The 23006-nt window shown below is 34.2% G+C and carries 15 protein-coding genes and 2 tRNA genes; 6 read left to right on the forward strand and 11 right to left on the reverse strand.

The annotated features are described in order from the left end of the window. Positions 1–92: 92 nt before the first annotated feature. The 3 genes from R1X58_RS14585 to R1X58_RS14595 are packed head-to-tail and all read right to left on the reverse strand — an operon-like array spanning position 93 to position 3581. Positions 93–2183, reverse strand: a complete 2091-nt coding sequence (locus R1X58_RS14585) for an alpha-galactosidase (protein WP_240575071.1) — start codon at positions 2181–2183, stop codon at positions 93–95. A 33-nt stretch (positions 2184–2216) separates the two neighbouring features. Further along, a complete protein-coding gene (locus R1X58_RS14590) occupies positions 2217–3269 on the reverse strand; it encodes an alpha-L-fucosidase (protein ID WP_240575073.1) in 1053 nt (350 codons plus the stop codon). Positions 3270–3323: 54 nt separating this feature from the next. Beyond that, positions 3324–3581, reverse strand: coding sequence for a hypothetical protein (locus tag R1X58_RS14595; RefSeq protein WP_240575074.1), 258 nt, complete (start codon positions 3579–3581; stop codon positions 3324–3326). Between the two features lie 333 nt (positions 3582–3914). Here R1X58_RS14595 and R1X58_RS14600 point away from each other — a divergent pair, with 333 nt between their 5' ends. Then, the gene (locus R1X58_RS14600; protein WP_240575075.1) at positions 3915–4088 is read left to right on the forward strand and encodes a hypothetical protein; all 174 of its coding nucleotides are present in this window, start codon (positions 3915–3917) and stop codon (positions 4086–4088) included. Between the two features lie 7 nt (positions 4089–4095). On the opposite strand, the gene R1X58_RS14605 is transcribed toward R1X58_RS14600, so the two are convergent. Beyond that, complete coding sequence (locus tag R1X58_RS14605; protein ID WP_240575076.1) at positions 4096–5118, reverse strand: LacI family DNA-binding transcriptional regulator; 1023 nt, start codon at positions 5116–5118, stop codon at positions 4096–4098. 464 nt (positions 5119–5582) lie between these two features. Here R1X58_RS14605 and R1X58_RS14610 point away from each other — a divergent pair, with 464 nt between their 5' ends. Together R1X58_RS14610 and R1X58_RS14615 are read left to right on the forward strand one after the other, a co-directional pair. Further along, positions 5583–6809: an MFS transporter gene (locus tag R1X58_RS14610; RefSeq protein ID WP_240575077.1), complete on the forward strand. Its 1227-nt coding sequence runs from the start codon at positions 5583–5585 to the stop codon at positions 6807–6809. Further along, a complete protein-coding gene (locus R1X58_RS14615) occupies positions 6793–8646 on the forward strand; it encodes an alpha,alpha-trehalase (RefSeq protein ID WP_240575078.1) in 1854 nt (617 codons plus the stop codon). The genes R1X58_RS14610 and R1X58_RS14615 overlap by 17 nt, the downstream gene beginning before the upstream one ends. 398 nt (positions 8647–9044) lie before the next feature. On the opposite strand, the gene R1X58_RS14620 is transcribed toward R1X58_RS14615, so the two are convergent. The 4 genes from R1X58_RS14620 to R1X58_RS14635 all read right to left on the reverse strand — a co-directional run bounded on the left by R1X58_RS14620 (position 9045) and on the right by R1X58_RS14635 (position 12847). After that, positions 9045–10265: a site-specific integrase gene (locus R1X58_RS14620; protein WP_317292995.1), complete on the reverse strand. Its 1221-nt coding sequence runs from the start codon at positions 10263–10265 to the stop codon at positions 9045–9047. 204 nt (positions 10266–10469) lie between these two features. Further along, positions 10470–10544: transfer RNA gene (locus R1X58_RS14625), tRNA-Pro, on the reverse strand. Positions 10545–10597: 53 nt separating this feature from the next. Continuing rightward, positions 10598–10681, reverse strand: a tRNA-Ser gene (locus R1X58_RS14630). Between the two features lie 105 nt (positions 10682–10786). Further along, the gene (locus tag R1X58_RS14635; RefSeq protein WP_240573085.1) at positions 10787–12847 is read right to left on the reverse strand and encodes an HD family phosphohydrolase; all 2061 of its coding nucleotides are present in this window, start codon (positions 12845–12847) and stop codon (positions 10787–10789) included. Positions 12848–12972: 125 nt separating this feature from the next. Here R1X58_RS14635 and R1X58_RS14640 point away from each other — a divergent pair, with 125 nt between their 5' ends. Together R1X58_RS14640 and R1X58_RS14645 are read left to right on the forward strand one after the other, a co-directional pair. Continuing rightward, positions 12973–14151: an acetyl-CoA C-acyltransferase gene (locus R1X58_RS14640; protein ID WP_240573462.1), complete on the forward strand. Its 1179-nt coding sequence runs from the start codon at positions 12973–12975 to the stop codon at positions 14149–14151. A 5-nt stretch (positions 14152–14156) separates the two neighbouring features. Further along, positions 14157–14906, forward strand: coding sequence for a C40 family peptidase (locus R1X58_RS14645; protein ID WP_240573087.1), 750 nt, complete (start codon positions 14157–14159; stop codon positions 14904–14906). 50 nt (positions 14907–14956) lie between these two features. Here the strand turns inward: R1X58_RS14645 and R1X58_RS14650 are convergent, their stop codons facing one another. Together R1X58_RS14650 and gyrA are read right to left on the reverse strand one after the other, a co-directional pair. Continuing rightward, the gene (locus tag R1X58_RS14650) at positions 14957–16204 is read right to left on the reverse strand and encodes a tetratricopeptide repeat protein (RefSeq protein WP_240573089.1); all 1248 of its coding nucleotides are present in this window, start codon (positions 16202–16204) and stop codon (positions 14957–14959) included. 11 nt (positions 16205–16215) lie between these two features. Beyond that, complete coding sequence (gene gyrA / locus R1X58_RS14655) at positions 16216–18786, reverse strand: DNA gyrase subunit A (protein WP_240573090.1); 2571 nt, start codon at positions 18784–18786, stop codon at positions 16216–16218. 257 nt (positions 18787–19043) lie between these two features. Between gyrA and R1X58_RS14660 the strand changes: the two genes are divergently transcribed. Beyond that, positions 19044–21590 (forward strand): ATP-dependent Clp protease ATP-binding subunit, encoded by a 2547-nt coding sequence (locus tag R1X58_RS14660; RefSeq protein WP_240573092.1) that lies wholly within the window; start codon positions 19044–19046, stop codon positions 21588–21590. Positions 21591–21659: 69 nt separating this feature from the next. Here R1X58_RS14660 and R1X58_RS14665 read toward each other — a convergent pair whose 3' ends face one another. Next, positions 21660–22991 (reverse strand): MFS transporter, encoded by a 1332-nt coding sequence (locus R1X58_RS14665; protein ID WP_240573094.1) that lies wholly within the window; start codon positions 22989–22991, stop codon positions 21660–21662. Between the last annotated feature and the right edge of the window lie 15 nt (positions 22992–23006).

Consider the following 23006-nt stretch of genomic DNA (forward strand, 5'->3'; position numbering starts at 1 on the left):
GGAGCAGTCCCCGACTTTTTTTTATTACGTGTTTGGTTAGTTTTTTTTATTTTAGTTTTTCATAGGCCGTTTTTCATTTGTTTAGTTATAGTTTATTTATTAAAATTTAGAATACGTATCTCTTTAGGCTCTAACTCCAATTTTAAGCTATCTCCATAATTATATAAGTTCTTTAGATCTAAAGTATCTTCTCCAACTGGAGAGGTTAATGTATAGATACCTTTTTCACTCTTTAGGCCAATTACTCTATCCAACTTAATTGCATAAGCCCTTTTTTCATTTGATGGATTATGAATAGAGATATACCCCTGATTTTCGTTCCAGGCAGCATACCCATACACGTCCAATTTTTTAGGATTACCTCCGTGCATTTTTACATTTTTGAAAACAGGGAATACCTCTTCACTCCATTTTAAACCTTCGGCAACAACATCCCAGTCTGAATCTGATAATACGTCGGTTTTTAAGTACAGCTCTATAAACCCAGTACCTCTAGATATATTCATAAGCAAATAGTCTTTAAAGATACTTTGATCTTCACCTGTTTTTACTTTCTTCGGCTCATGATTAAATAAAGAACTCATCGGGAATTTTGTATTTTCCTCATTCCATATTTCATAATAAACACCATCTCTGTAAACCAGTTCGTCAGTTCTAGTACCTCCTTCTGCAGCATCACCAGCATTAATCATCCAAACAACATCGATATATTGTAACCACCAAGGACTTAAATATGCTCCATTGGTAATGGCAACAAACACATCTGGGTTAACTTTGTGCATTTTTTTAAATATGGCCATTAAACGCTCTGTGCCGTTTACCAGATAGTAAGTTTTCAATTCATCATATTTATGGTCACTTAAAACACTGTCATTCTCTACTAAATTTTCAACACCTAATTGCGGCATACTCGGCGTTCCACGTCCTTTCAATTCAAAATCGCGAATATTTAAATGTCCAAAAAGGCCATCGAATTTAAAATAACTTACACCTCCTTTTTCAAGTTCAAGAATTCTATCCTCTAACATCTGCATATACTTAGGCCCGGTCATAGACATCGATCTCCCTAGTTTTTCCAGCCCCTGATCACCCATTTTTTCAACCATGGGTAATGCTCCTAAAATACTGGCTGGACTTAACCAAACACCAAGCATTGCATCAAGAGAATCAACAACTCTGTATGTATCTACTAAATTAGAAGAGAACTTATCGTTTATCTTCCAAACCTTATCTGACCAATCTGATTCCGGACGACGACTATCTTGCCAACCATCATCAATTACATAAGCTTTTAGTGGATTTACATCACGCTTATTTACTAACTCATCATTAACTTTTAATACACTTGTTTTAAAATTCTCTTTATTGACATTGGTATAAAAGTCAAACCATGAATTGTACTGTATTTGCAAGCGTAGCGGGCGAATTCTTATATCATCTATATACTCATAGAACGCTTCGTCTATGTATTGATAATCATCGGAAACGCCAATAACCGACTTGTAAGATGTATACTCTTCTCCCTTTTTTAAGGTATTACCCCATAAATAACCACAATGCAACTCATTACCTACGACCGCATTTGTAGCGGCTGGAAATTCAACACCCCAAAATGTTGCCGTTTCTGAATCGTATAAAGGTTGCCCTAACCCTGGTTTCCATCCTGCCGCTACTCTTGTGGTAATTTCTTTTAGTTTATAAGGCTGATATGCGCCTTTTGCATCTAAGGCTTCAACATCGATACGCTCTAGCGTTATCTGATTTTGAGAAATAATCGTTAAATATTTATGTATATAATCTTTGTCATTCCTCAATTCATAATTGACGGTTAGCTGCAATAGATTTTCTTGGTTAACTAAATGAACAGTCACATTTTGACTTTTAGTATTTTTTGACTCACTGATACTTACAACCTTAAAATCTTTTGAGGTTAACATCTTATCGCCTTCAATCTTGTCTGTCCCTTTTGATATTCTAAGACTAAATTCTTTATCATTTGTTGGATTAAGAATTTTTCCATTCACCTTATTTTCAATCTTTACCGTTTTCAGGTGATTATCTTGTACCGTAATAGTTCTGCTTAAAAAATCGTTTTCTAAAACAAACTCGTTTTGCTCATTTTTACAACTACTTAATCCTAAGATCAAAGCACTAACAAATAATATGTGTCTTAATATTTTCATTAAAATTATTTTCAAACTAGCTGAATAAAAGAATTACTTCTTCTCTAACATTTTACCGACCTCCAACAATATATCTACACTTTCTTTTGGCACATCTCCATTACCATCAGGGCCTATATTTAAAAGAAAGTTTCCTCCTTTATCATTTATTTCATGTAACATTTTATATACTGTTTCAGCAGATTTCCATTCATGGTCATTCTTCTTGAATCCCCAAGACGTATTTAAAGTATAGCAAGATTCCCAGTTATAACTTAAAAGATCTTCAGGTGTTTCATCTTCCGGTGTTCCAAAATCCTTTTCGAATTTTTCACGAGTACCAAATCGATTGTTAACAAGAATACTTGGTTTTAAACTGCGTATATAATTGTATAAATCAAGCCCCATTTCATCTGTCCACCAATCGCACCATTCTCCATCAAACCAGATAATGTCTGTATCATAATTATCAATTAATTCTTTAATCTGATTTCTTACAAAAGTTTCATAATCTTTAGCCTTACCAAGCTTCATTCTGGTGAATTTCCAACGTTGCTGAACACTATCGCCGTCAATATTTCTTTCTTGGCTTATATGGTGCCAATCCAATATACTGTAATAGGTACCGAATTTAATACCATTCTTATCACAGGCTTCTTTCAATTCCTTTAATATATCTCTCCCTTTGAAAGGAGTATTTGCAACATCAAAATTGGTATACTTACTATCGTATAAAGCAAAACCTTCATGATGCTTACTAGTAACAACCAAATACTTCATACCAGAGTCTTTGGCAAGCTTTGCAATTTCATCTGCACTAAAATTTTTCGGATTAAACGTATGAGTAAGCATAGCGTATTCCTGAGCTGGAATATCAGCATGAGCCTGTATCCATTCTGCATCGCCCCAAATATCTTTTCCTTTCCATTCACCACCTAACTGACTATAAAGACCAAAATGAATAAACATCCCAAATTTAGCTTCCTTAAACCAGGCTATGCGCTCTTTAAAGGCCTCAGGGATTTCTTCGTGATAATAATCTCTTTCTTGTGCTGGTAGTATAAACGAAACAGCCAAAAGTAGAACTAATACATATTTGCTCATCATAATCATTATTAATTAAAAAGTTAGTTTACAAGTTGTTTAAGCTTATTTCACACACTAATTTAAGTGCATTCTTAAATCCATTATAGAATGGAATCCTTTTAAAGATGTTCCCTTTGAAATTGAAAATTTGTGATTTGGCTTTATTTGGGAAAGAAACTCTATTACCGGATCCAAGTTATTACACTTAGTTAAATCGGTAAGACCTTTAAAATCCTGTAGATAATAAATTCCTTGACAAACCTGATAATTAACTTTCCCTTTTAATAAAGAATAAGCCTCTTTACGTATTTTAAACTTATCAATTCTTTTCATGACCTCTTTAATTAGTTTATTTGGTATTTATAATTTTTAACTAAGTATTAAACATTATAATTTTCAAAACTATTTTGACCTTTCAAAACAGGTTCTTATTTAGTTTGGTTTTATAATATTATTACATATGTTCATAAAACTTCTGCTTTTTTATTTCGAAAACGTTTTCGATAATAACAAAAACGTTTTCGATAAATAATTTCCATTAAATTATTTAAGCATTTATAATTTTTGAATTGTTAAGTCAATTAGGCTATACAATAAAGCAAGATTACATCTATGATAATCAGGTGTAACAATATATAATATGCACTATTATTAAAATTATATACAATGATAAATGCTGAATTATTTGAAGAGTTAGGGTTTAAAACTGCGAAACTTGGTTATTTTAAAGAATGGCAAGACTTGGCGGTTCAACTAAGTAAAGAAAAGAAACTTAGTCTTTGTAATTCTGGAGAAATAGTCTTGGACACTTTAATAAAAAACCATACTAAATGCAAGTAAACTTGTGTTAACTCGATTCTCGAAAAATCATTTCTGTTGGAATAACAACTGTCTGGTGTTCTATAGGAGTATCATTCATTTTACTCTTTATTTCATAAAACAAAATATGAGCAGATTCCTCTCCTATTTGAAAAGCATGCTGTTCTACAGTTGAAAGTCCGGGACTTATAACAGATGACATAAACCAATTACTAAAACCAAACAATGCAATATCTTCAGGTACCCGAATACCATGATCATCAAAGTATTTCATAATACCAATAGCAATTAAATCGGTAATGGTAAAAATAGCATCAACCGTATTTCCATGATCTTTTAATAGCATTTCTGCATTTTTATATCCGTCATCAAAATCAGCATTATTATTACACATATAAACTAAAGTTGGATCAAAAGAAATATTGTTATCCAGTAAAGCTTGTTTATATCCTAAAAAACGATCAATTGAATTTTGAGGATTTAAATCACCTCTAAAATGTGCTATACGTTTATGTCCTTTATTAATCAAATAGGTCACAGCATCATAAGCTGCTTTCCTATCATCGATAAACACCTTGCTACATTTTAGTGTTTTAGAAATCTTGTCAAACAGAACAAGTGGTACACCATAATTAATTACTTTCTGTAAATGATCAAACTTCTTGGTATTATTTGACAAGGACACCAAAATACCATCTACCCCCTTACTCAATAGCAAATCAATTTGCTTCTTTTCTAGTTCAAAACTTTCGTTAGACTGCATAAGAATAACCATATAATCATTCTTTTCTGCTTCTTTTAATATGCCCTTTATAACATTTGAAAAAAAGTGATGAACCGTATCTGGTATAATAACACCAATTGTTTTAGATTGCTGCATTCTTAAACTGACTGCAAAGGAGTTAGGGGTATAATCCAGTGACTGAGCCAAATCTAAAACACGTTGTCTTGTAGTTTTGCTAACGTCTGGGTAATCTTTTAATGCTTTTGAAACGGTCGTAACCGAAATATTTAACTTTTCGGCAATTTGCTTCAAGGTTACAGTTTTCATATCTTTTAGTTTAGGTTGGTCTTTTAGCTGGTTTAAAATCAACTACCTTGTAAAGTAATTGAATCATTTCAAGATATGAAAACAAAAAACAAATCGAAAACGTTTTCGGTAAAAACGAAAATGTTTTCGATGATTTTTTTTCTAATTAATTTATTCTGATAACTACATTTGAGTAACTGAACTAAATACCTTATAAAATTTAAAGCAAGTATTTGCTTCTAATAAGATATTAAACAATTGGAATGGCCTTTTTTGGCTTTTCAAAGTCGGCAAAATCTAATTTTAGGATTAATAGCAAATTTTAGTTTCGGGTTTATATTCATTACATTCAATTCAAATGAATAAAATAGATTAAATACATCTATAAAATTTTATTAATAATCTAATTGGGATTATTTAAGTTGTTTGTGTTAAACACCGCTTGACATTAAACTTCGGGCGGTGTTTTTAAAAACTAATTAAAAATGAAGAATTTAGGAATTAAAGTTGCCTTATTCATTAATTATTTTGTCTTCGCAATTCTATTAAATAGTGTAGGAATTGTAATTAAACAAGCGATTGATAATTATGAAGTCTTAGAAACCCGTGCCAGTGCTTTAGAGGCTTTTAAAGACCTTCCTATTGCAATTGTTTCTTTCTTGGTGGCTTCATTCTTACCTAAAATAGGATACAAAAAAAGTATGCTTTTCGCTTTATTATTGGTTTTTTTTGGTTGTTTTTACATGTATTATGGTAACTCTTTTGCTTCTACAAAAGTGCTATTCTTAACCATAGGAATAGCCTTTGCCTTAATTAAAGTATCTGTGTATTCAATGATAGGCTTACTAACCAAATCTACTAAAGAACATAGTAGTTTTATGAGTATTATAGAGGGTTTTTTTATGATTGGTATTGCATCTGCTTATTTCATTTTTCCTGCATTTTTCGACAATAAAAACCCGAATGCATGGTTGAATGTTTACCTGTTTTTAGCTGGATTAATCGCATTATCATTCTTCATTCTGTTATTTTCTAAAATTAATGTAAAACCTGAAATATCGAATAAAACCATTACTCAAGATTTTATGGGTATGATTAAACTTATTATTTCTCCTTTGGTTATCTTTTTTGTTCTCAGCGCATTTCTATTTGTTATGGTAGAACAAGGAATTATGACCTGGTTACCTACATTTAACAAAAAAGTTTTATCCTTAAGCGATTCACTAAGTGTACAAATGGCCAGTATCCTTGCTATATCCTTAGCTGTTGGAAGATTACTAGCTGGAATGATAGTAAAAAGAATATCCTGGTTAGTCATTACCACAATATGTATAATCATTTCAATGATTATAGTTGTCGCTATCTTACCTAATATATTTGAATTAAAAACAACCGAAATAACCAGTGTTACAAAAATTACTTTTACTGGCTTTATTTTTCCAATAATAGGTCTATTTATAGCCCCTATATACCCTTTAATTAATTCCGTTGTGCTTTCTGCTTTACCCAAACAATTACATAGTGCAATGACTGGACTAATTGTTATTTTTTCTGCGCTAGGAGGAACTTTTGGCTCCAGAATTATTGGGTACTTATTCGAGCATATTGGAGGACACAAGGCCTTTTACTTTATGCTAATTCCTATGACCATCCTTATTATCTCCCTTATAATGCTAAATAAAACTATTAGAAAACATGAAGTTATTTGTTAACAAAACAAAGCTTATTGATCAGCTATTAAAACAGGAAGATACTACAGGTAGCTATACCATAACAGTTGATGATAATGGCAAAAAATCGTTTAAAATTCAAACAGATAAGGGAAATGATATTATCATTAAAGGTACATATCACTTATCTAATCTACTTCAGGAAGCAGCCCTTTTAAAAAGTGAAACAGGAATTATAGAGATAAAACATGTTAAAGAAGAACCAGTGTCAAGATTATCTCGGATAATTAAGGACTTTTATTGGGATAAACTAACACGAAACTTCGATAAGGGCAACCTGTTAAAGATACTTGAAGATGAAAAAATGAAGGGAGAATTTTTAAGGCTTTATGTTCCAGAAACAGATAAAGACGCCTTCGAATTTCATAAAAAAAATGCTACTGAATTTAAAAATGTTAAAATTGAAACTATCCCAGAAAACATATCAAAAGAATTAATTACAGCTTTAAACAAAAAACCTGGTATTTTATCTTTAGCTTATTCACGTGAAAAAGGGCTTAGTATCCCCTTTGTTGTGCCAGGTGGACGATTCAATGAAATGTACGGCTGGGATAGCTATTTTATAGGATTAGGTCTTATTATAGATGATAAGTTTGAGCTAGCCCAAGCCATGATTGATAATTTAGAATATCAAATTATTCATTATGGTAAAATATTAAATGCCAACAGAAGTTATTATTTATCCAGATCTCAACCTCCATTTTTCACTTCTTTTCTTAAAACGTTTTATGAAACTTACAAAAATCGCATAACTATAAATTGGCTTACACAAAAAATAAACACTTCGCTTATCGAATATTTTAATGTTTGGATGACCGAAGGCATAAGATTAACACCTAACGGATTAAACCGATATTTCGGAGAAGGCACAGGAGCTCCAAGTGAAACTGAACAAGGTCATTTTGATGCTATTTATAAAATTTTTGCAAAAAAACACAGACTATCTTTAACTGAATTTAAAAAGCAATACAAAACCGGAAAAGTTATTGATCAGGATTTAGACATGTATTTTATTCACGATCGAAGTATGCGTGAAAGCGGCCATGATACAACAACTAGATTAGACAATTGTTCGGCAGACCTTAATACAGTTGACTTAAATAGCTTATTGTTTAAATACGAAAATGATATTGCCTATTTCATTAAAACTTATTTTAATGATGCTTTTTCATACAATGGAAAAATATACAGTTCAAAAGATTGGTTTGAAAAGGCTAATAATCGTAAAGCTTTAATGATACATTTTATGTGGAATGACAAAAATAAATGCTTTTACGATTATAATTATAAAAACAAAAGACAACAACCTTTTAATTCTGCAACAAACCTTTACCCCTTATGGAGCCAACTTTGCTCAACCCAACAGGCCAAAGACCTTGTTAAAGGACAGCTTGCAACCTTTACTTATAAAGGAGGAATAGCCTCAACCGGATTAATCAAAAACCTTTCAAAAAATATGCCCAATCGCCAATGGGACTATCCTTACGGATGGGCTCCACATCAAATGTTAATATGGGAGGGTTTAAATAACTATGGTTTTATCAATGAAAGTCAAGAATTAATTTACAGATGGTTATGGCTTATAGTAAAAACGGCTGTTGAATATAATGGACTTATACCTGAAAAATTTAATGTAAACACCTGCACTCATAAAGTTAATGTAGAATATGGTAATGTCGGCACAAACTTTAAATACATACCAGATGGAGGTTTTGGTTGGACTAACGCCTCTTATAAAATGGGCATCAAACATTTAAATTCAAAATACATAAAACACCTCAATGAATTGGTCGACCCTGATATTGTATTTAAAAAATAACTTACAATTGTTCCTACAATCCTATGTACTATGTTAATTTGTTTGTAAAGCAAGAGGGTAACACGCTAAAGCGATGTTACGGTTTTCATTCCTCTCAGAAGCCCTATAAATACTAAGATTTTAAAATTTGCTTTGTTTTATAGTCTCTCATTTTTTCGTAAAAAATGCGCTCAGCCCAGTAAAATCAACGAATTTTTTACTAAAAAATGAGTTTTATGAGCTTATTTATGTATTGATTAATAACTCTTCTTTATTTTCATAAGCATGCTTTTTTTTAATTTATAGAGATGAATTTTATATAAACAAAATTTCCTTTCAATACACTCCCGTGACCTTTCGAGAAGCGCATTGAAAGGAAATTCATTCTAAGGCTAAAAAAATATTGTTTGAGGCAATTTCTAAATCTCAGCTGTTCGCTTTTCCAGCTTTTGATGTAGACTTCCCATATCTTCACTAATCTTACTCTCCACTACTCTTGCATAAATCTGAGTCGTTGATAATTTTGTGTGACCTAATAATTTTGACACCGTTTCAATCGGCACACCGTTTGAAAGCGTTACCGTTGTGGCAAAGGTATGTCTGGCCACATGAAAGGTTAAATTCTTCTTGATTCGACATACATCGGCAATCTCTTTTAAATAAGAATTCAATTTCTGATTGGATATACCTGGAAAAATTGTTTGGTTTGAGACAGATTCAGGATAAGTTTCATATTTTTCTATAAGTTCTAAAGCCTTTTGTAGTAAAGGTATTTTAATAGGAACATTCGTTTTCTCTCTTTTCGAATGAATCCAAAGCTTGCCATCAATCCCTAAACACAAATCGTTAGGCGTTAATTGCATCACATCTCCATAGGACAAACCTGTATAGCAGGCGAACACAAATAAATCCTTTATCTGCTGAAGTCTGGTTATATCAAAAGACTTATTTTCTATAGCTTCCAATTCTTCGGCTGTTAAAAAGCAACGCTCCTTTTTATCATATTTGGCTTCAAACTTTATAAAAGGATCTTTATCAATCCATTCCATTTTAAAGGCTAAACTTACGAGTTTTCTCAAGCGTTCGATATGTTTCATAACAGTATTGTTGCTCATATTCTCCTGAACCTTTAAAAACCGCTCAAAATCGATTATAAACTGATAATTTAACTCAGATAGATACATATCAGTTATAGCATACTTCAACTTTAAGAACTTAAAGATGTATTTGTGGGTTGTGAAGTAGTTCTTTTGGGTTCCCCATCTTAAAGTGGACTTCATATGGATCTTATGATAATCAATAATATCCGTTAGTGCCTGACGAGAATCATTTTCCCCCAAGTATTGTGATTTAATGATACTAGAACTAATGAGTTTACCTTCTCTTTTTAAATTTTGATAGATCTCGAAGAGATCGACATTAACCTGCTTTAAAAATTCATTGATTAATTTAGGTTCATCACCTAAGCCTTTTAATCGGCTTTTATTAGAATCCCATTCCGAAATAAGGACTTTTCGTTTTAAGGACAGTTCGGCTCGTTTGCCATTTACGGTAATACGAGCATAAAGGGGTGCTTTCCCGTTTTTGATACTGGATTGCTTCAGCCAAAACAGAACACTGAAAGTTTGTGTGGTTTTCATACACTTTTGTTTTTAAAATTGAACATTAGAAACAAAAGCCAAATCAAATTGCTCGGTTACCTTTTTGTACGTTTTTAAAAGAGGTAACCGAATAGGTCACATTTTTATTTAAATGAATTCAAATAATATGAACCCCTAAAAACGTCAAAACCTTGATAATCATAAAATTACCAAGGTTTTATTACTTATTGATCTCTGATCTAGTCGGGGTGGCAGGATTCGAACCTGCGACCTCCTGCTCCCAAAGCAGGCGCGATAACCGGGCTACGCTACACCCCGAGGTGTATGTTATATTTCTTTAACCGGTATTCTTAAAAGAAATATTTAATTTGCGGAGAGACAGGGACTCGAACCCTGGCGACAGTTACCCGTCGACAGATTAGCAATCTGCTCCATTACCACTCTGGCACCTCTCCTAAACTTTTAATTATGAACTTCGCAAAAGTTATTCGTTTTTGCGGTTGCAAATGTAAGCGATACTTGAGATTCTCACAAACATTTTTTACACTTTTTTTTGAAAATTATTCAGGATATTCGATTCTCAAATGGTAAATATTTGCAAGCTTGCGTTTTAGCACTTTTTTTATTTTTTGAATTTCTTTAAAAGTTATGTCCGCATTTAAAAATTGGCCATCTTCAATCTGCTTATCTATGATATTTTCAACAAACGCATCAATTTTTGTTGAGGTTGGTTCCTTTAAACTTTTGGAAGCGGCCTCGATACTATCACACATCATAAGAATGGCTGTTTCCTTACTGAAAGGTTTTGGTCCCGGATAACTAAAATCAGTCAAATCTGGTTCTCTTCCTGTTTCCTCGAATTCCTTTTTCTCTTTCATGTAGAAATAATAAACCAGATTCGTTCCATGATGCGAACGTATAAAATCAATAACGCGATCGGGCAAATTATTCTTCTTGGCTATTTCAATACCATTAATCACATGATCTATAATAATACGAGCACTTTCCTTTGGAGACAACTCATCATGCGGATTAATCCCTGTCGATTGATTTTCGGTGAAATAGGTTGGATTTTTCATTTTACCAATATCGTGATATAAAGCTCCTACCCTAACCAACATGGCGTTGGCATGAATTTCGTTTGCTGATGCTTCTGCCAAATTTGCTACATTCAAAGAATGATGAAATGTTCCCGGTGCTTTATTGGAAAGCTCTTTTAGGAGTTTTGAATTCGTATCAGACAGCTCTAAAAGCGACACGTCTGAAACCAGACCAAAAATGCGTTCGTAAGCATAAATTAATGGCTGAACAAACAAAGTAGCTAATCCACCTAAAAGAAACCACTTAAACATTTCCCACTTGATGGTTTCAATGCTTCCTTCATGAATTAAGAAAAAGGCAAAATAAGCCACGATATAAATCAAAGTGATCTGTCCTACAGAAATAAACAAGTTAGCGCGTTTATAAAGCTCTGAAACCGTTAAAATAGTAACGATACCTGCTATAATTTGAAGAAAGGTATACTCATAACTATTCGGAACAATAAAACCTAAAAGTAAGACAGTAATGACATGCGTAAACATACCCAATCGAGCATCGAAAAAGGCTTTTAAAATAAGTGGTAAAATACAGATAGGAACCACATATACAAACTCTGAATTGTAATTTACAACAAGCGTCGTCATAAACACCATCAAGAACACATTAAAGAAAATAAAGGTTACTTTGTTATTGTTCTCAAAAACTTCAACACGGTATTTTCTTAAGAATAGCAACAGCATCAACAACGCCAAAGCTACAAGTAGCGTGTATGCAAAAATAATCCAGTTGTAATTTGATTTGGTCCAGACTTGCGACTCGTATTCCGATTCAAGTGATTTCAAAACCTGATATTTATCTCCCTCAATAACTTCTCCTTTTGAAATAATCAAGGTTTCTTTTTCTATACTTCCTCGTGTATAAGCTATTTTCCCTAATTCTTCCTCTAAAGCTTTATCGGTAAACGATTTATCGAAGGTTAAGTTCGGTTCAACAATATCAAAAAACAGCGATGTAAAATTCGTTTTATAAGCTTGAAGCTCCCTACTTTCTAAAACTTTACTAATAATAGGACTAACAGCATCCAGCTTAATTAAATCGCCAAAGAAACCGTCTTGCTTTTTTGTACGATCTGCTAATAAAGTAATAATTCTGGTGTCGGCATAATCGTAAGATTCATTAAGAATACCATAACTATAAAGTTCGTCAATGATATCCATTCCAGCATTATAAACCGTTTGAAATGACTTTACCGGCAAAGAATCTGTAAAGACTTTTTTAAACTGCTCCTTGTATAAGTTTTTTACTTTAGATTCAACCGAATTATCAATATCAAAATACAATACCGAATTATCAATAATATTCTGTTTTTCAAAAGCAATTTCTTCATCTGTCTTTTTTATCGCAAAATCGAATGGTGCATATAAATTTTCAGATTGCCAGGGTTTTCCTTTTTCAAAATTATATCTGAATTTTCCGCTTTTCGGAAACAGATAAACAATTAAAAACGATGTACACAAAAACAGTAACCCTTTGTAAATCAAGGAGTGGTTTTTGTAGAGTTTATTTATTAAGTCTTTCATTTAAAGTGATAAGTAAATCAAATGTAATAAAATTATAAACTTCAATAACTTTTATAATAAATGAATCCTTCCCCTATTTACTAAAAAATGATTAATTTCGCAGGTAATAAGACAAACAGTAAATGATGAATAAAGAAGTTGTAATCGTTTCTGCAGCCAGAACCCCTATTGGTAGCTTTTTAGGGGCTTTATCTACAGTTCCAGCACCCCGATTAGGTGCCATTGCCATAAAAGGCGCTTTAGACAAAATTGGTTTAAAACCCGAGTTGGTAGATGAAGTGCTAATGGGTAATGTGGTACAGGCAGGAACGGGTCAGGCACCAGCCAGACAGGCAGCTATTTATGCCGGAATCCCCAATACTGTACCTTGTACAACAGTTAATAAAGTATGTGCAAGCGGTATGAAATCTGTAATGCAAGGCGCTCAGGCCATCGCTCTTGGTGATGCCGAAATTGTTGTTGCCGGCGGTATGGAAAATATGAGTTTAATACCGCATTATTTACATGCAAGAACAGGTACTAAATTCGGACCTGCAACTTTAGTTGATGGCATGCAAAAAGATGGTTTGGTTGACGCTTACGATGAACACGCTATGGGTGTTTGTGCTGATGCTTGTGCCACTGAATACAACTTTACGCGCGAAGAACAAGATGCTTTCGCTATTCAATCTTACAAACGTTCTGCCGCAGCATGGGAGGCTGGAAAATTTGGTAACGAAGTGGTTCCTGTTGAAGTGCCTCAGCGTCGTGGTGATGCGCTTATTGTTTCAAAGGATGAAGAATACACTAACGTAAATCTGGATAAAATTCCACAGCTACGTCCGGCATTCACAAAAGAAGGAACAGTAACAGCTGCAAATGCCTCAACCATAAATGATGGTGCTGGCGCTGTTATCTTAACGAGTAAAGACAAAGCTATGGAGTTAGGATTAACACCTCTTGCTACTATAAAAAGCTATGCCGATGCCGCTCACGAGCCAGAATGGTTTACAACTGCTCCAGCTAAAGCACTTCCTAAAGCACTGAGCAAGGCAAATATCAGCATTGATGATGTAGATTATTTTGAGTTTAACGAAGCATTTTCTGTGGTTGGTTTAGCTAACATGAAACTTCTTGGTCTTAACGATTCTAAAGTTAATGTCAATGGCGGTGCCGTTTCTTTAGGACATCCACTGGGATGTTCGGGCGTTAGAATCATTATTACATTATTAAATGTCTTAGAACAAAACGATGCTAAAATTGGCGCAGCTGCTATTTGTAACGGTGGCGGTGGCGCATCTGCAATTATTATAGAACGTAATTAAGTTTAATGCAATACGGAATTTGTAATTTAAGCATTGTCCCTTTAAGAAGAGAACCTTCAGATGCCAGCGAACTTGTTTCTCAGGTATTATACGGTGACTTTTTTAAAGTGTTGGAACAACGCAAAAACTGGAGTAAAATAAGATTGTCTTTCGATAAATATGAAGGTTGGATTGATAGTAAACAGTATATAGAAATATCTGCTGAAGCTTATAACCACCTGCAACGCGAAACACCAAAATTATCGATAGATTTAGTTGAATTTATTGAAGACCCGCAACACCAGTTGCACCCCATTTTACTGGGATCATCATTAAATGGGTTATCACTATTAAATCACACTCATGACGGCAATACGGTTTCTGGGAAAATTTCAAAAAACAACCTGATAGAAACTGCTTTTCTATACTTAAACTCACCGTATTTATGGGGAGGAAAAACGCCATTTGGAATAGACTGTTCCGGATTTACACAAATGGTTTACAAGCTTAACGGTTATAAATTATTGCGTGACGCTTCGCAACAGGCTACACAAGGTGAACCTTTAAGTTTTATTGAAGAAAGCGAACCAGGTGATTTAGCATTTTTTGATAATCAGGAAGGTGTTATTACTCATGTAGGATTAATTATGAGTGATAATTACATTATTCATGCCCACGGAAAGGTTAGAATTGACCGATTAGATCATACGGGAATTTACAACGTCGACAAACGCATGCACACCCATAAATTAAGGGTCATTAAAAAGATTATATAAAAAAAGCCGCAATTAAAATTGCGGCTTTTTTGTATTTATATCTGAATGAATTAGTTTCCTTCTAATTCAGCTACTTTAGCTTGCATTTCTTTATGCTTATCTGTTTCACCAAGAATACTGTAAATATTCATTAATGTTTTAGCAGCGTTGATGTTTTGATTATCAATAGCCAAAGCTTTTTCTAAATAAGGCACTGCTTCACGATAAAGATCCTGACGTTGCTGTCTTAACTCATCATAACGTAAATCGTCCTTTTTAGAGCTTCCTAAACCATTCATTTCTTTAATAATACCTTCTTCTTTTGATAATACTAAAGCTGAAAGGTTGATATATGCATTAACGTAATTAGGATCTAACTCGATTGTTTTTTCATAATACCCTTTAGCTTGTTCAGTTTCTCCAGATTCTGAAGCTATAACTCCTAAGTTATACTGTAACTCCGGGTTAGCTGGATCCATTTTAGTCGCTTGTTCTAACAACGCTTTAAATTTCTCCGTGTTCCCCATTTTGTAGTGAACATTAGCTTCTGTTAAAATCAAATTAACATCGTTAGGGCTTTGCGCTCTTGCTGCAGCCATAGCTTCAATCGCCTTTTCGTTATCACCTTTATTCACATAAATGATAGCAATATTTTTTACGATTTCTGGCTCTTTAGATTCTGTAGTACGATCACCTGGGTTACTATGAGATTTTGCTTTAACCGAAATATCACGCATGTTTTTGTTTTCGAAAACTTCTTCTTTATTTGTCTCAACATTAGTCGCGAAATACTCTGTTTTAATACCTGTATATCCTAAATCTCTTAATTCTTCATAGATACTTAAAGCTCTGTCGAAATCCTGAACATTAATTGCTGTAGCCGCTGCGTAATATAAGAACAAGGTGTCCTTTGTACTTAATCGGTAAGCTTTCTCAAAGTATTGAGAAGCTTTAGCATAGTCGTTACCTTCGTAAGACTCGTTTCCTTTAGTCAGTAAAGAATTAATCATTTGTTGCTTTAATTCTGTACTTTCGGCTGAAAGAGCCCCATCAATGTTTCCTAAGCTTTTTATAGCTTCATCAATATCGCTTAAAGAACCTGCTCCTCCTGCATAAAGGGTTTGAGCATATAAATAATAATATTCTGCTTTATACTTATCCTCTAAAGGCATATAAGCTTCAACCTGCTTAAGAGCAGATTTAGCTTCAGCATAATTAGTTCCCTTAATAGCTTTTTCCGCTGCCTTCAATTCTTTCTTTTGTGCAAATGAAAGTGCACTAACCGAAAACGCTAAAGCTACAATAATCTGTTTTTTCATTTTTGTTTTATTTAATTATCATTGTTATTCTCTTCTGTTGTGTTGATATCAAGAGTTGTGCCACCCTCTATACCTTCACCATTTTGAGCATCTACAACGCCTTCTTCGGTTTCCTGCTCTTCTTCGTGCATTACTTTCGCAACAGCAGCAATAGAATCTTTTCCTTTAAGATTAATAAGCTTAACACCTTGAGTTGCTCTACCCATAACACGCAGATTGCTAACTTCTAATCGAATCGCTATTCCAGATTTATTGATAATCATTAAATCATCGTTATCTGTTACGCTCTTAATAGCAACAAGCTGTCCTGTTTTTTCTGTAATAGAAATGGTTTTAACTCCTTTACCACCTCTGTTTGTAATTCTGTAAACTGGTTCTCCATCTTCCGGATCATCAATATATGTACGTTTACCATATCCGTTTTCAGAAACTACAAGTACCGATTCTTCCTGTGGATTTTCAATGGTTACCATACCAATTACTTCGTCTCCTTCATGAGCTAAAGTAATACCTCGAACCCCTGATGCACTACGACCCATCGGACGTGTTTTAGCTTCCTCGAAACGAATAGCCTTACCAGATTTCAGCGCAAGCATAACCTGGCTGTTTCCTGTAGTTAAACGTGCTTCTAGTAATTCATCATCTTCCTTAATAGTGATCGCATTGATACCATTTGTACGCGGACGAGAATATTGTTCTAAAGATGTTTTCTTAACCTGACCATTCTTAGTCGCCATGATAACATAATGACTGTTAATGTAATCTTCATTCTTTAAATCCTGGGTACAGATGAACGCCATAACTTTGTCGTCCTGTTCTATATTGATAAGGTTTTGAATCGCACGCCCTTTAGAAGTTTTACTTCCTTCCGGAATTTCGTAAACGCGCATCCAGAAACATTTTCCTTTTTGCGTGAAGAATAACATGTACTGGTGGTTCGTTCCCACAAATAAATGCTCTAAGAAATCTTCATTACGTGTTGTTGATGCTTTTTGCCCAACACCTCCTCTATTTTGAGTTTTGTATTCGTTAAGTGATGTACGTTTAATATAACCAGCATGCGAAATAGTAATGACTACTTGCTCATCTGCAATCATATCCTCGATACTTAAATCACCACCAGCGTACTCGATAATTGAACGACGCTCGTCTCCGTATTTCTCCTTTACAACTTCAAGTTCTTCTTTAATAATATCCATACGACGTTCTTTCTTGTCTAGGATATCTTTTAAGTCTTCAATTGTTTTAAGTAATTCGTCATATTCTGAACGTAACTTATCTTGCTCCAGTCCTGTTAACTGACGCAGACGCATCTCAACAATCGCTTTCGCTTGAATTTCAGAAAGTTTGAAGCGTTCAATTAAACTTGCTCTCGCTTCATCTGCATTTGAAGACGCTCTGATGATTGCAATAACTTCGTCAATATTATCTGAAGCAATAATTAAACCTTCTAAAATATGAGCACGCTCTTCTGCTTTACGCAATTCGTATTGCGTACGTCTTACAACTACTTCATGTCTGTGCTCTACGAAATGATAAATTAAATCTTTTAAGTTTAATAATTCCGGACGTCCTTTTACCAACGCAATGTTATTAACGCTAAAAGACGATTGTAACGCCGTGTATTTGTATAATTTATTTAAAACGATATTTGGAATCGCATCGCGTTTAAGTACGTAAACAATACGCATACCGTTTCTATCAGACTCATCACGAATGGTTGAAATACCTTCAAGCTTTTTCTCGTTTACCAGATCAGCAGTTTTTTTAATCATTTCTGCTTTGTTTACCTGATAAGGAATCTCTGTCACAATAATACATTCGCGACCTTGAACTTCCTCGATATTCGCTTTACCACGAAGTACTATTCTTCCACGTCCTGTATGGAATGCTTCTTTAACACCATCATAACCGTAAATGGTTCCTCCTGTTGGGAAATCTGGTGCTTTTATGTGCTTCATTAACTCATCAACTTCAATGCTGTTATCGTTAATGTAAGCAATGGTTCCATCTACAACCTCAGAAAGGTTATGAGGTGGCATATTAGTTGCCATACCTACAGCAATACCAGACGCTCCGTTAACTAAAAGTCCTGGAATACGCGTTGGTAAAACCGTTGGTTCCTGTAATGTATCGTCGAAATTTAATTTATGATCTACTGTTTCTTTGTCGATATCTGCTAACATATCTTCAGATATCTTACGCATACGTGCTTCGGTATAACGCATCGCCGCAGGACTATCTCCATCTATAGATCCAAAGTTCCCTTGTCCGTCAACCAACATATAACGTAAACTCCATTCCTGAGCCATACGCACCATGGTATCATAAACAGAGCTATCACCGTGCGGGTGATACTTACCCAAAACCTCTCCTACGATTCTCGCTGATTTTTTATATGCTGTATTAGATTTAACACCAAGCTCATGCATACCAAACAATACACGTCTGTGTACCGGTTTTAATCCGTCTCTAACATCTGGTAAGGCACGTGACACAATGACTGACATTGAGTAATCAATGTAAGCCGATTTCATCTCATCTTCAATATTAATAGGGATCAATTTTTCTCCTTCTGCCATAAATATTTAATTAAGTTTTATGTGTTTTTCAAAACACGCTAATATAAGTATTTCGTCAATCACGGCCTGACTTTTTCTTGTGTTTTTTCGTATTTTTATTAACAATTTTAACACTTTTTTTAGTTAATAAAAATGATTAGCTAAATTTTGATTTTATGAAGTTTTTTTTGTCAATTAGCAACTTTCACACATTTTAGGGTATAGTTTTTGCCTTTAGTAAAATGTTTTAGTATTTTTAATGCAGAAAGGAAATAATTATGGATGATAATTTTTCACCAAGAGTAAAAGACGTAATTGCCTACAGCAAAGAAGAAGCGCTTCGTTTGGGTCATGATTTTATTGGCACCGAACATTTGATGCTTGGGTTATTACGCGATGGAGACGGTAAGGCTATAAATATTCTAAACGCTTTAGATGTGGATTTAAATCATCTAAGACGAAAAGTTGAAATATTAAGTCCTGCGAACCCTAATATTGCGGCAGCTACAAACCAAAAAAAGAACCTGCACCTTACTAGGCAAGCAGAACGCGCGCTAAAAACAACCTTTTTAGAAGCTAAACTGTTTCAAAGTTCTTCTATCAACACTGCACACCTTTTACTGTGTATTTTAAGAAACGAGAACGACCCCACTACCAAGCTTTTAAATAAGCTAAAAATTGACTACGATAATGTTAAAGAACAATTTAAATTTATGATTACAAACGATAATGAATATATAGAGCCAAAAGCAGAATCGTTTCAAGATGATACGAGTTCTGATGATGATGCGTCAAAAGACATTTTCAACAGCCCAACAGGTAAAACCAATAAGAAGTCTAAAACACCTGTTTTAGACAACTTCGGTCGCGACCTTACCGCTTTAGCGGAAGAAGGTAAACTAGATCCTGTTGTTGGAAGAGAAAAGGAAATTGAGCGTGTATCGCAAATTTTAAGTCGTCGCAAAAAGAACAACCCGCTTTTAATTGGTGAACCCGGAGTTGGTAAATCTGCCATCGCCGAAGGTTTAGCACTTAGAATCATTAAACGAAAAGTGTCCAGAATTCTTTTCAATAAACGTGTGGTGACTTTAGATTTGGCAAGTTTAGTTGCCGGAACCAAGTACCGTGGACAGTTCGAAGAGCGTATGAAAGCCGTTATGAACGAGCTAGAAAAAAATGACGATGTTATTTTATTCATCGACGAAATTCATACCATTGTTGGCGCAGGTGGCGCAACCGGAAGTCTAGATGCTTCCAACATGTTTAAACCTGCATTGGCTAGAGGTGAAATTCAATGTATTGGTGCTACTACACTTGATGAATACAGACAGTATATCGAAAAAGATGGTGCTTTAGAGCGTCGTTTCCAAAAGGTTATTGTGGAGCCTACAAGTGTTTCTGAAACCATTGAGATTTTAAATAACATTAAAGCAAAATACGAAGAACACCATAATGTGGATTACACTCCTGAAGCTATTGAAGCCTGTGTGAAATTAACAAACCGTTATATGACGGAGCGTTTCTTACCAGACAAGGCAATCGACGCTTTAGATGAGGCTGGTTCACGTGTTCACATCACAAACATCGAAGTTCCTAAACAAATTATCGAGCTTGAAAAACAGCTTGAAGCTATTAAGGAAACCAAAAATGCTGTGGTAAGAAAACAGAAATACGAAGAGGCTGCTAAGCTTAGAGATGATGAAAAACGTATTGAAAAAGAGTTAGCTGTTGCACAGGAAAAATGGGAAGAAGACACCAAGCAGCATCGCGAAGTGGTTACTGAAGAAAACGTTGCCGACGTCGTTTCGATGATGACTGGCATTCCTGTAAACAAAATAGCGCAAACTGAAATTAATAAACTTGCCGATTTACCAAACTTAATTAAAGGTAAAGTTATTGGTCAGGATGAAGCAGTTGCTAAAGTTGTAAAAGCCATTCAGCGTAATCGTGCCGGACTTAAAGATCCGAATAAACCAATTGGTTCATTTATATTTTTAGGTCAGACGGGAGTTGGTAAAACACAGTTAGCCAAAGTGTTATCCAGAGAGTTATTTGACAGTGAAGATTCATTAATTAGAATCGACATGAGCGAATACATGGAGAAATTTGCCATCTCTAGATTAATTGGAGCACCTCCAGGATACGTGGGTTACGAAGAAGGTGGTCAGTTAACTGAAAAAGTTAGACGTAAACCTTATGCTGTAATTTTATTAGACGAAATCGAAAAAGCACACCCTGACGTATTCAACATGTTACTTCAGGTGCTTGACGACGGGTATTTAACAGACAGTTTAGGTCGTAAAATCGATTTCAGAAACACAATCATCATTATGACTTCAAACATTGGAGCTCGTAAACTTAAAGATTTTGGTACAGGAATCGGGTTCGGAACATCATCGCAAAAAGCTCAGGAAGACGCCAATGCGAAGAGTGTTATTGAAAACGCACTTAAAAAATCGTTTGCTCCTGAATTCTTAAACAGAATTGATGATGTCATCATGTTTAATGCACTTGAAAAAGAAGACATCAACAAGATTATAGATATCGAATTAAGCAAACTTTTAGTTCGTATTAAAGATTTAGGATACATCTTAAAACTAAGTGATAAAGCTAAAGATTATATTGCTGAAAAAGGCTTCGATAAACAATACGGTGCTAGACCTTTAAAACGTGCCATCCAAAAATACATTGAAGATGCACTTGCTGAAGAAATCATCACTTCTCATGTTGAAGAAGGTGATACCATTGCTATCGATTTAAACGATACAACTCAGGAATTAGATATCAGTATTCAAAAAGCTGAAAATAATCCAACAGAATCATAATTTGATTCTCTTTATAAAAACAAAAGCCCGAAATTTACTTTCGGGCTTTTTTATGTTTATTAATTAAGCTTATTTCATATCAACTTCTTTTGGGACTCTAAACAAGAGTACAATCCCTGCAAAAAAGAATATAAATAAAAACAACACGGCATTACGCATACTTCCGGTAAACTGTGCTACAAAACCGTACAAAAATGTTCCAATGATAATACCTATCTTTTCAGCGACATCGTAAAAACTAAAAAACGACGTCGTGTCTTTAGTTTCAGGAAGAAATTTAGAATATGTCGATCTTGATAACGCTTGAATTCCGCCCATAACAATACCCACAAAACCGGCCGCGATATAGAAATCCATTGGCGTGATAACATAATACGCATACACACAAATTATCGCCCAAATAACGTTGATACCAATTAGGGTTTTTATGTTTCCAAACACTTTTGAAATTCTCGCTGTAACCACAGCTCCTAAAATAGCAACCACTTGAATCACCAAAATACTCACAATTAATCCTATTGTACGCTCGGTATCGCTTCCCCAATCAATTTCTTCTTCACCAAAATAAGTAGCGATTAACATAACCGTTTGAACTGCCATACTATACACGAAAAAGGCGCCTAAATAACGCTTCAGTTTTACATTGTGAGCCAATTGATTCCAAACTAATTTTAATTCTTTGAAACCGTTTAAGATAATATTCTTCTTCGGACTTTCAGTTCCCTTTTTGTTTCCTTTTGGCAAATAGTAAAATGAATACTGACTGAATAATATCCACCAAATCCCAACAGATACGAAAGAATACTTCATAGCTTTAATCTCGGCTGCTCCACTTTCATCTGTAGTGATACCAAAAAAATCAGGCTTCATAACCATAGCCAAGTTTAGCAACAAAAGTATCACGCTTCCTATATAGCCTAATGAAAATCCTTTGGCACTAATTTTATCTTGTTGATTGGTGAATGCTATATCGGGTAAATACGAATTATTAATAGCAAAACTTACCCAAAAACCGACTAAGCCAAAAAAGTAACACGCCAGACTGAAATAAATATGTTCCAATGAAAACCAATATAAACCTATACATGAAACACCACCCAGATAACAGAAAAACTTCATGAAAACCTTCTTATTTCCTAAATAATCGGCAACTCCAGAAATCAAGGGTGTTACAATAGCTATAAAAACAAAAGCCAAAGATGTGGTGTAACTAATTAAAGGTGCTCTTGAGATTTCACCTCCAAATACTGATACTTTTTCTATGTCTGCAATTCTAAAAAGCGCACCATAAAAAATAGGAAATATAGCCGATGCGATAACTAAACTATAAACCGAATTTGCCCAATCGTAAAAAGCCCACGCATTTAATAGTTTCTTACTTCCTTTTTCTAATTGCTTCATAAAGTAACCTTAATC

Source organism: Aestuariibaculum lutulentum, assembly GCF_032926325.1.
GTDB classification, from domain to species: domain Bacteria; phylum Bacteroidota; class Bacteroidia; order Flavobacteriales; family Flavobacteriaceae; genus Aestuariibaculum; species Aestuariibaculum lutulentum.

What these genes read in the sequence shown, in the direction of transcription:
- R1X58_RS14650 (WP_240573089.1), bottom strand. Translation starts at nt 16,204, where the DNA reads ATGAAAAAACAGATTATTGTAGCTTTAGCGTTTTCGGTTAGTGCACTT.
- R1X58_RS14590 (WP_240575073.1), bottom strand. Translation starts at nt 3,269, where the DNA reads ATGATGAGCAAATATGTATTAGTTCTACTTTTGGCTGTTTCGTTTATA.
- R1X58_RS14640 (WP_240573462.1), top strand. Translation starts at nt 12,973, where the DNA reads ATGAATAAAGAAGTTGTAATCGTTTCTGCAGCCAGAACCCCTATTGGT.
- R1X58_RS14610 (WP_240575077.1), top strand. Translation starts at nt 5,583, where the DNA reads ATGAAGAATTTAGGAATTAAAGTTGCCTTATTCATTAATTATTTTGTC.
- R1X58_RS14595 (WP_240575074.1), bottom strand. Translation starts at nt 3,581, where the DNA reads ATGAAAAGAATTGATAAGTTTAAAATACGTAAAGAGGCTTATTCTTTA.
- R1X58_RS14665 (WP_240573094.1), bottom strand. Translation starts at nt 22,991, where the DNA reads ATGAAGCAATTAGAAAAAGGAAGTAAGAAACTATTAAATGCGTGGGCT.
- R1X58_RS14615 (WP_240575078.1), top strand. Translation starts at nt 6,793, where the DNA reads ATGAAGTTATTTGTTAACAAAACAAAGCTTATTGATCAGCTATTAAAA.
- R1X58_RS14620 (WP_317292995.1), bottom strand. Translation starts at nt 10,265, where the DNA reads ATGAAAACCACACAAACTTTCAGTGTTCTGTTTTGGCTGAAGCAATCC.
- R1X58_RS14585 (WP_240575071.1), bottom strand. Translation starts at nt 2,183, where the DNA reads ATGAAAATATTAAGACACATATTATTTGTTAGTGCTTTGATCTTAGGA.
- gyrA (WP_240573090.1), bottom strand. Translation starts at nt 18,786, where the DNA reads ATGGCAGAAGGAGAAAAATTGATCCCTATTAATATTGAAGATGAGATG.
- R1X58_RS14645 (WP_240573087.1), top strand. Translation starts at nt 14,157, where the DNA reads ATGCAATACGGAATTTGTAATTTAAGCATTGTCCCTTTAAGAAGAGAA.
- R1X58_RS14605 (WP_240575076.1), bottom strand. Translation starts at nt 5,118, where the DNA reads ATGAAAACTGTAACCTTGAAGCAAATTGCCGAAAAGTTAAATATTTCG.
- R1X58_RS14635 (WP_240573085.1), bottom strand. Translation starts at nt 12,847, where the DNA reads ATGAAAGACTTAATAAATAAACTCTACAAAAACCACTCCTTGATTTAC.
- R1X58_RS14600 (WP_240575075.1), top strand. Translation starts at nt 3,915, where the DNA reads ATGATAAATGCTGAATTATTTGAAGAGTTAGGGTTTAAAACTGCGAAA.
- R1X58_RS14660 (WP_240573092.1), top strand. Translation starts at nt 19,044, where the DNA reads ATGGATGATAATTTTTCACCAAGAGTAAAAGACGTAATTGCCTACAGC.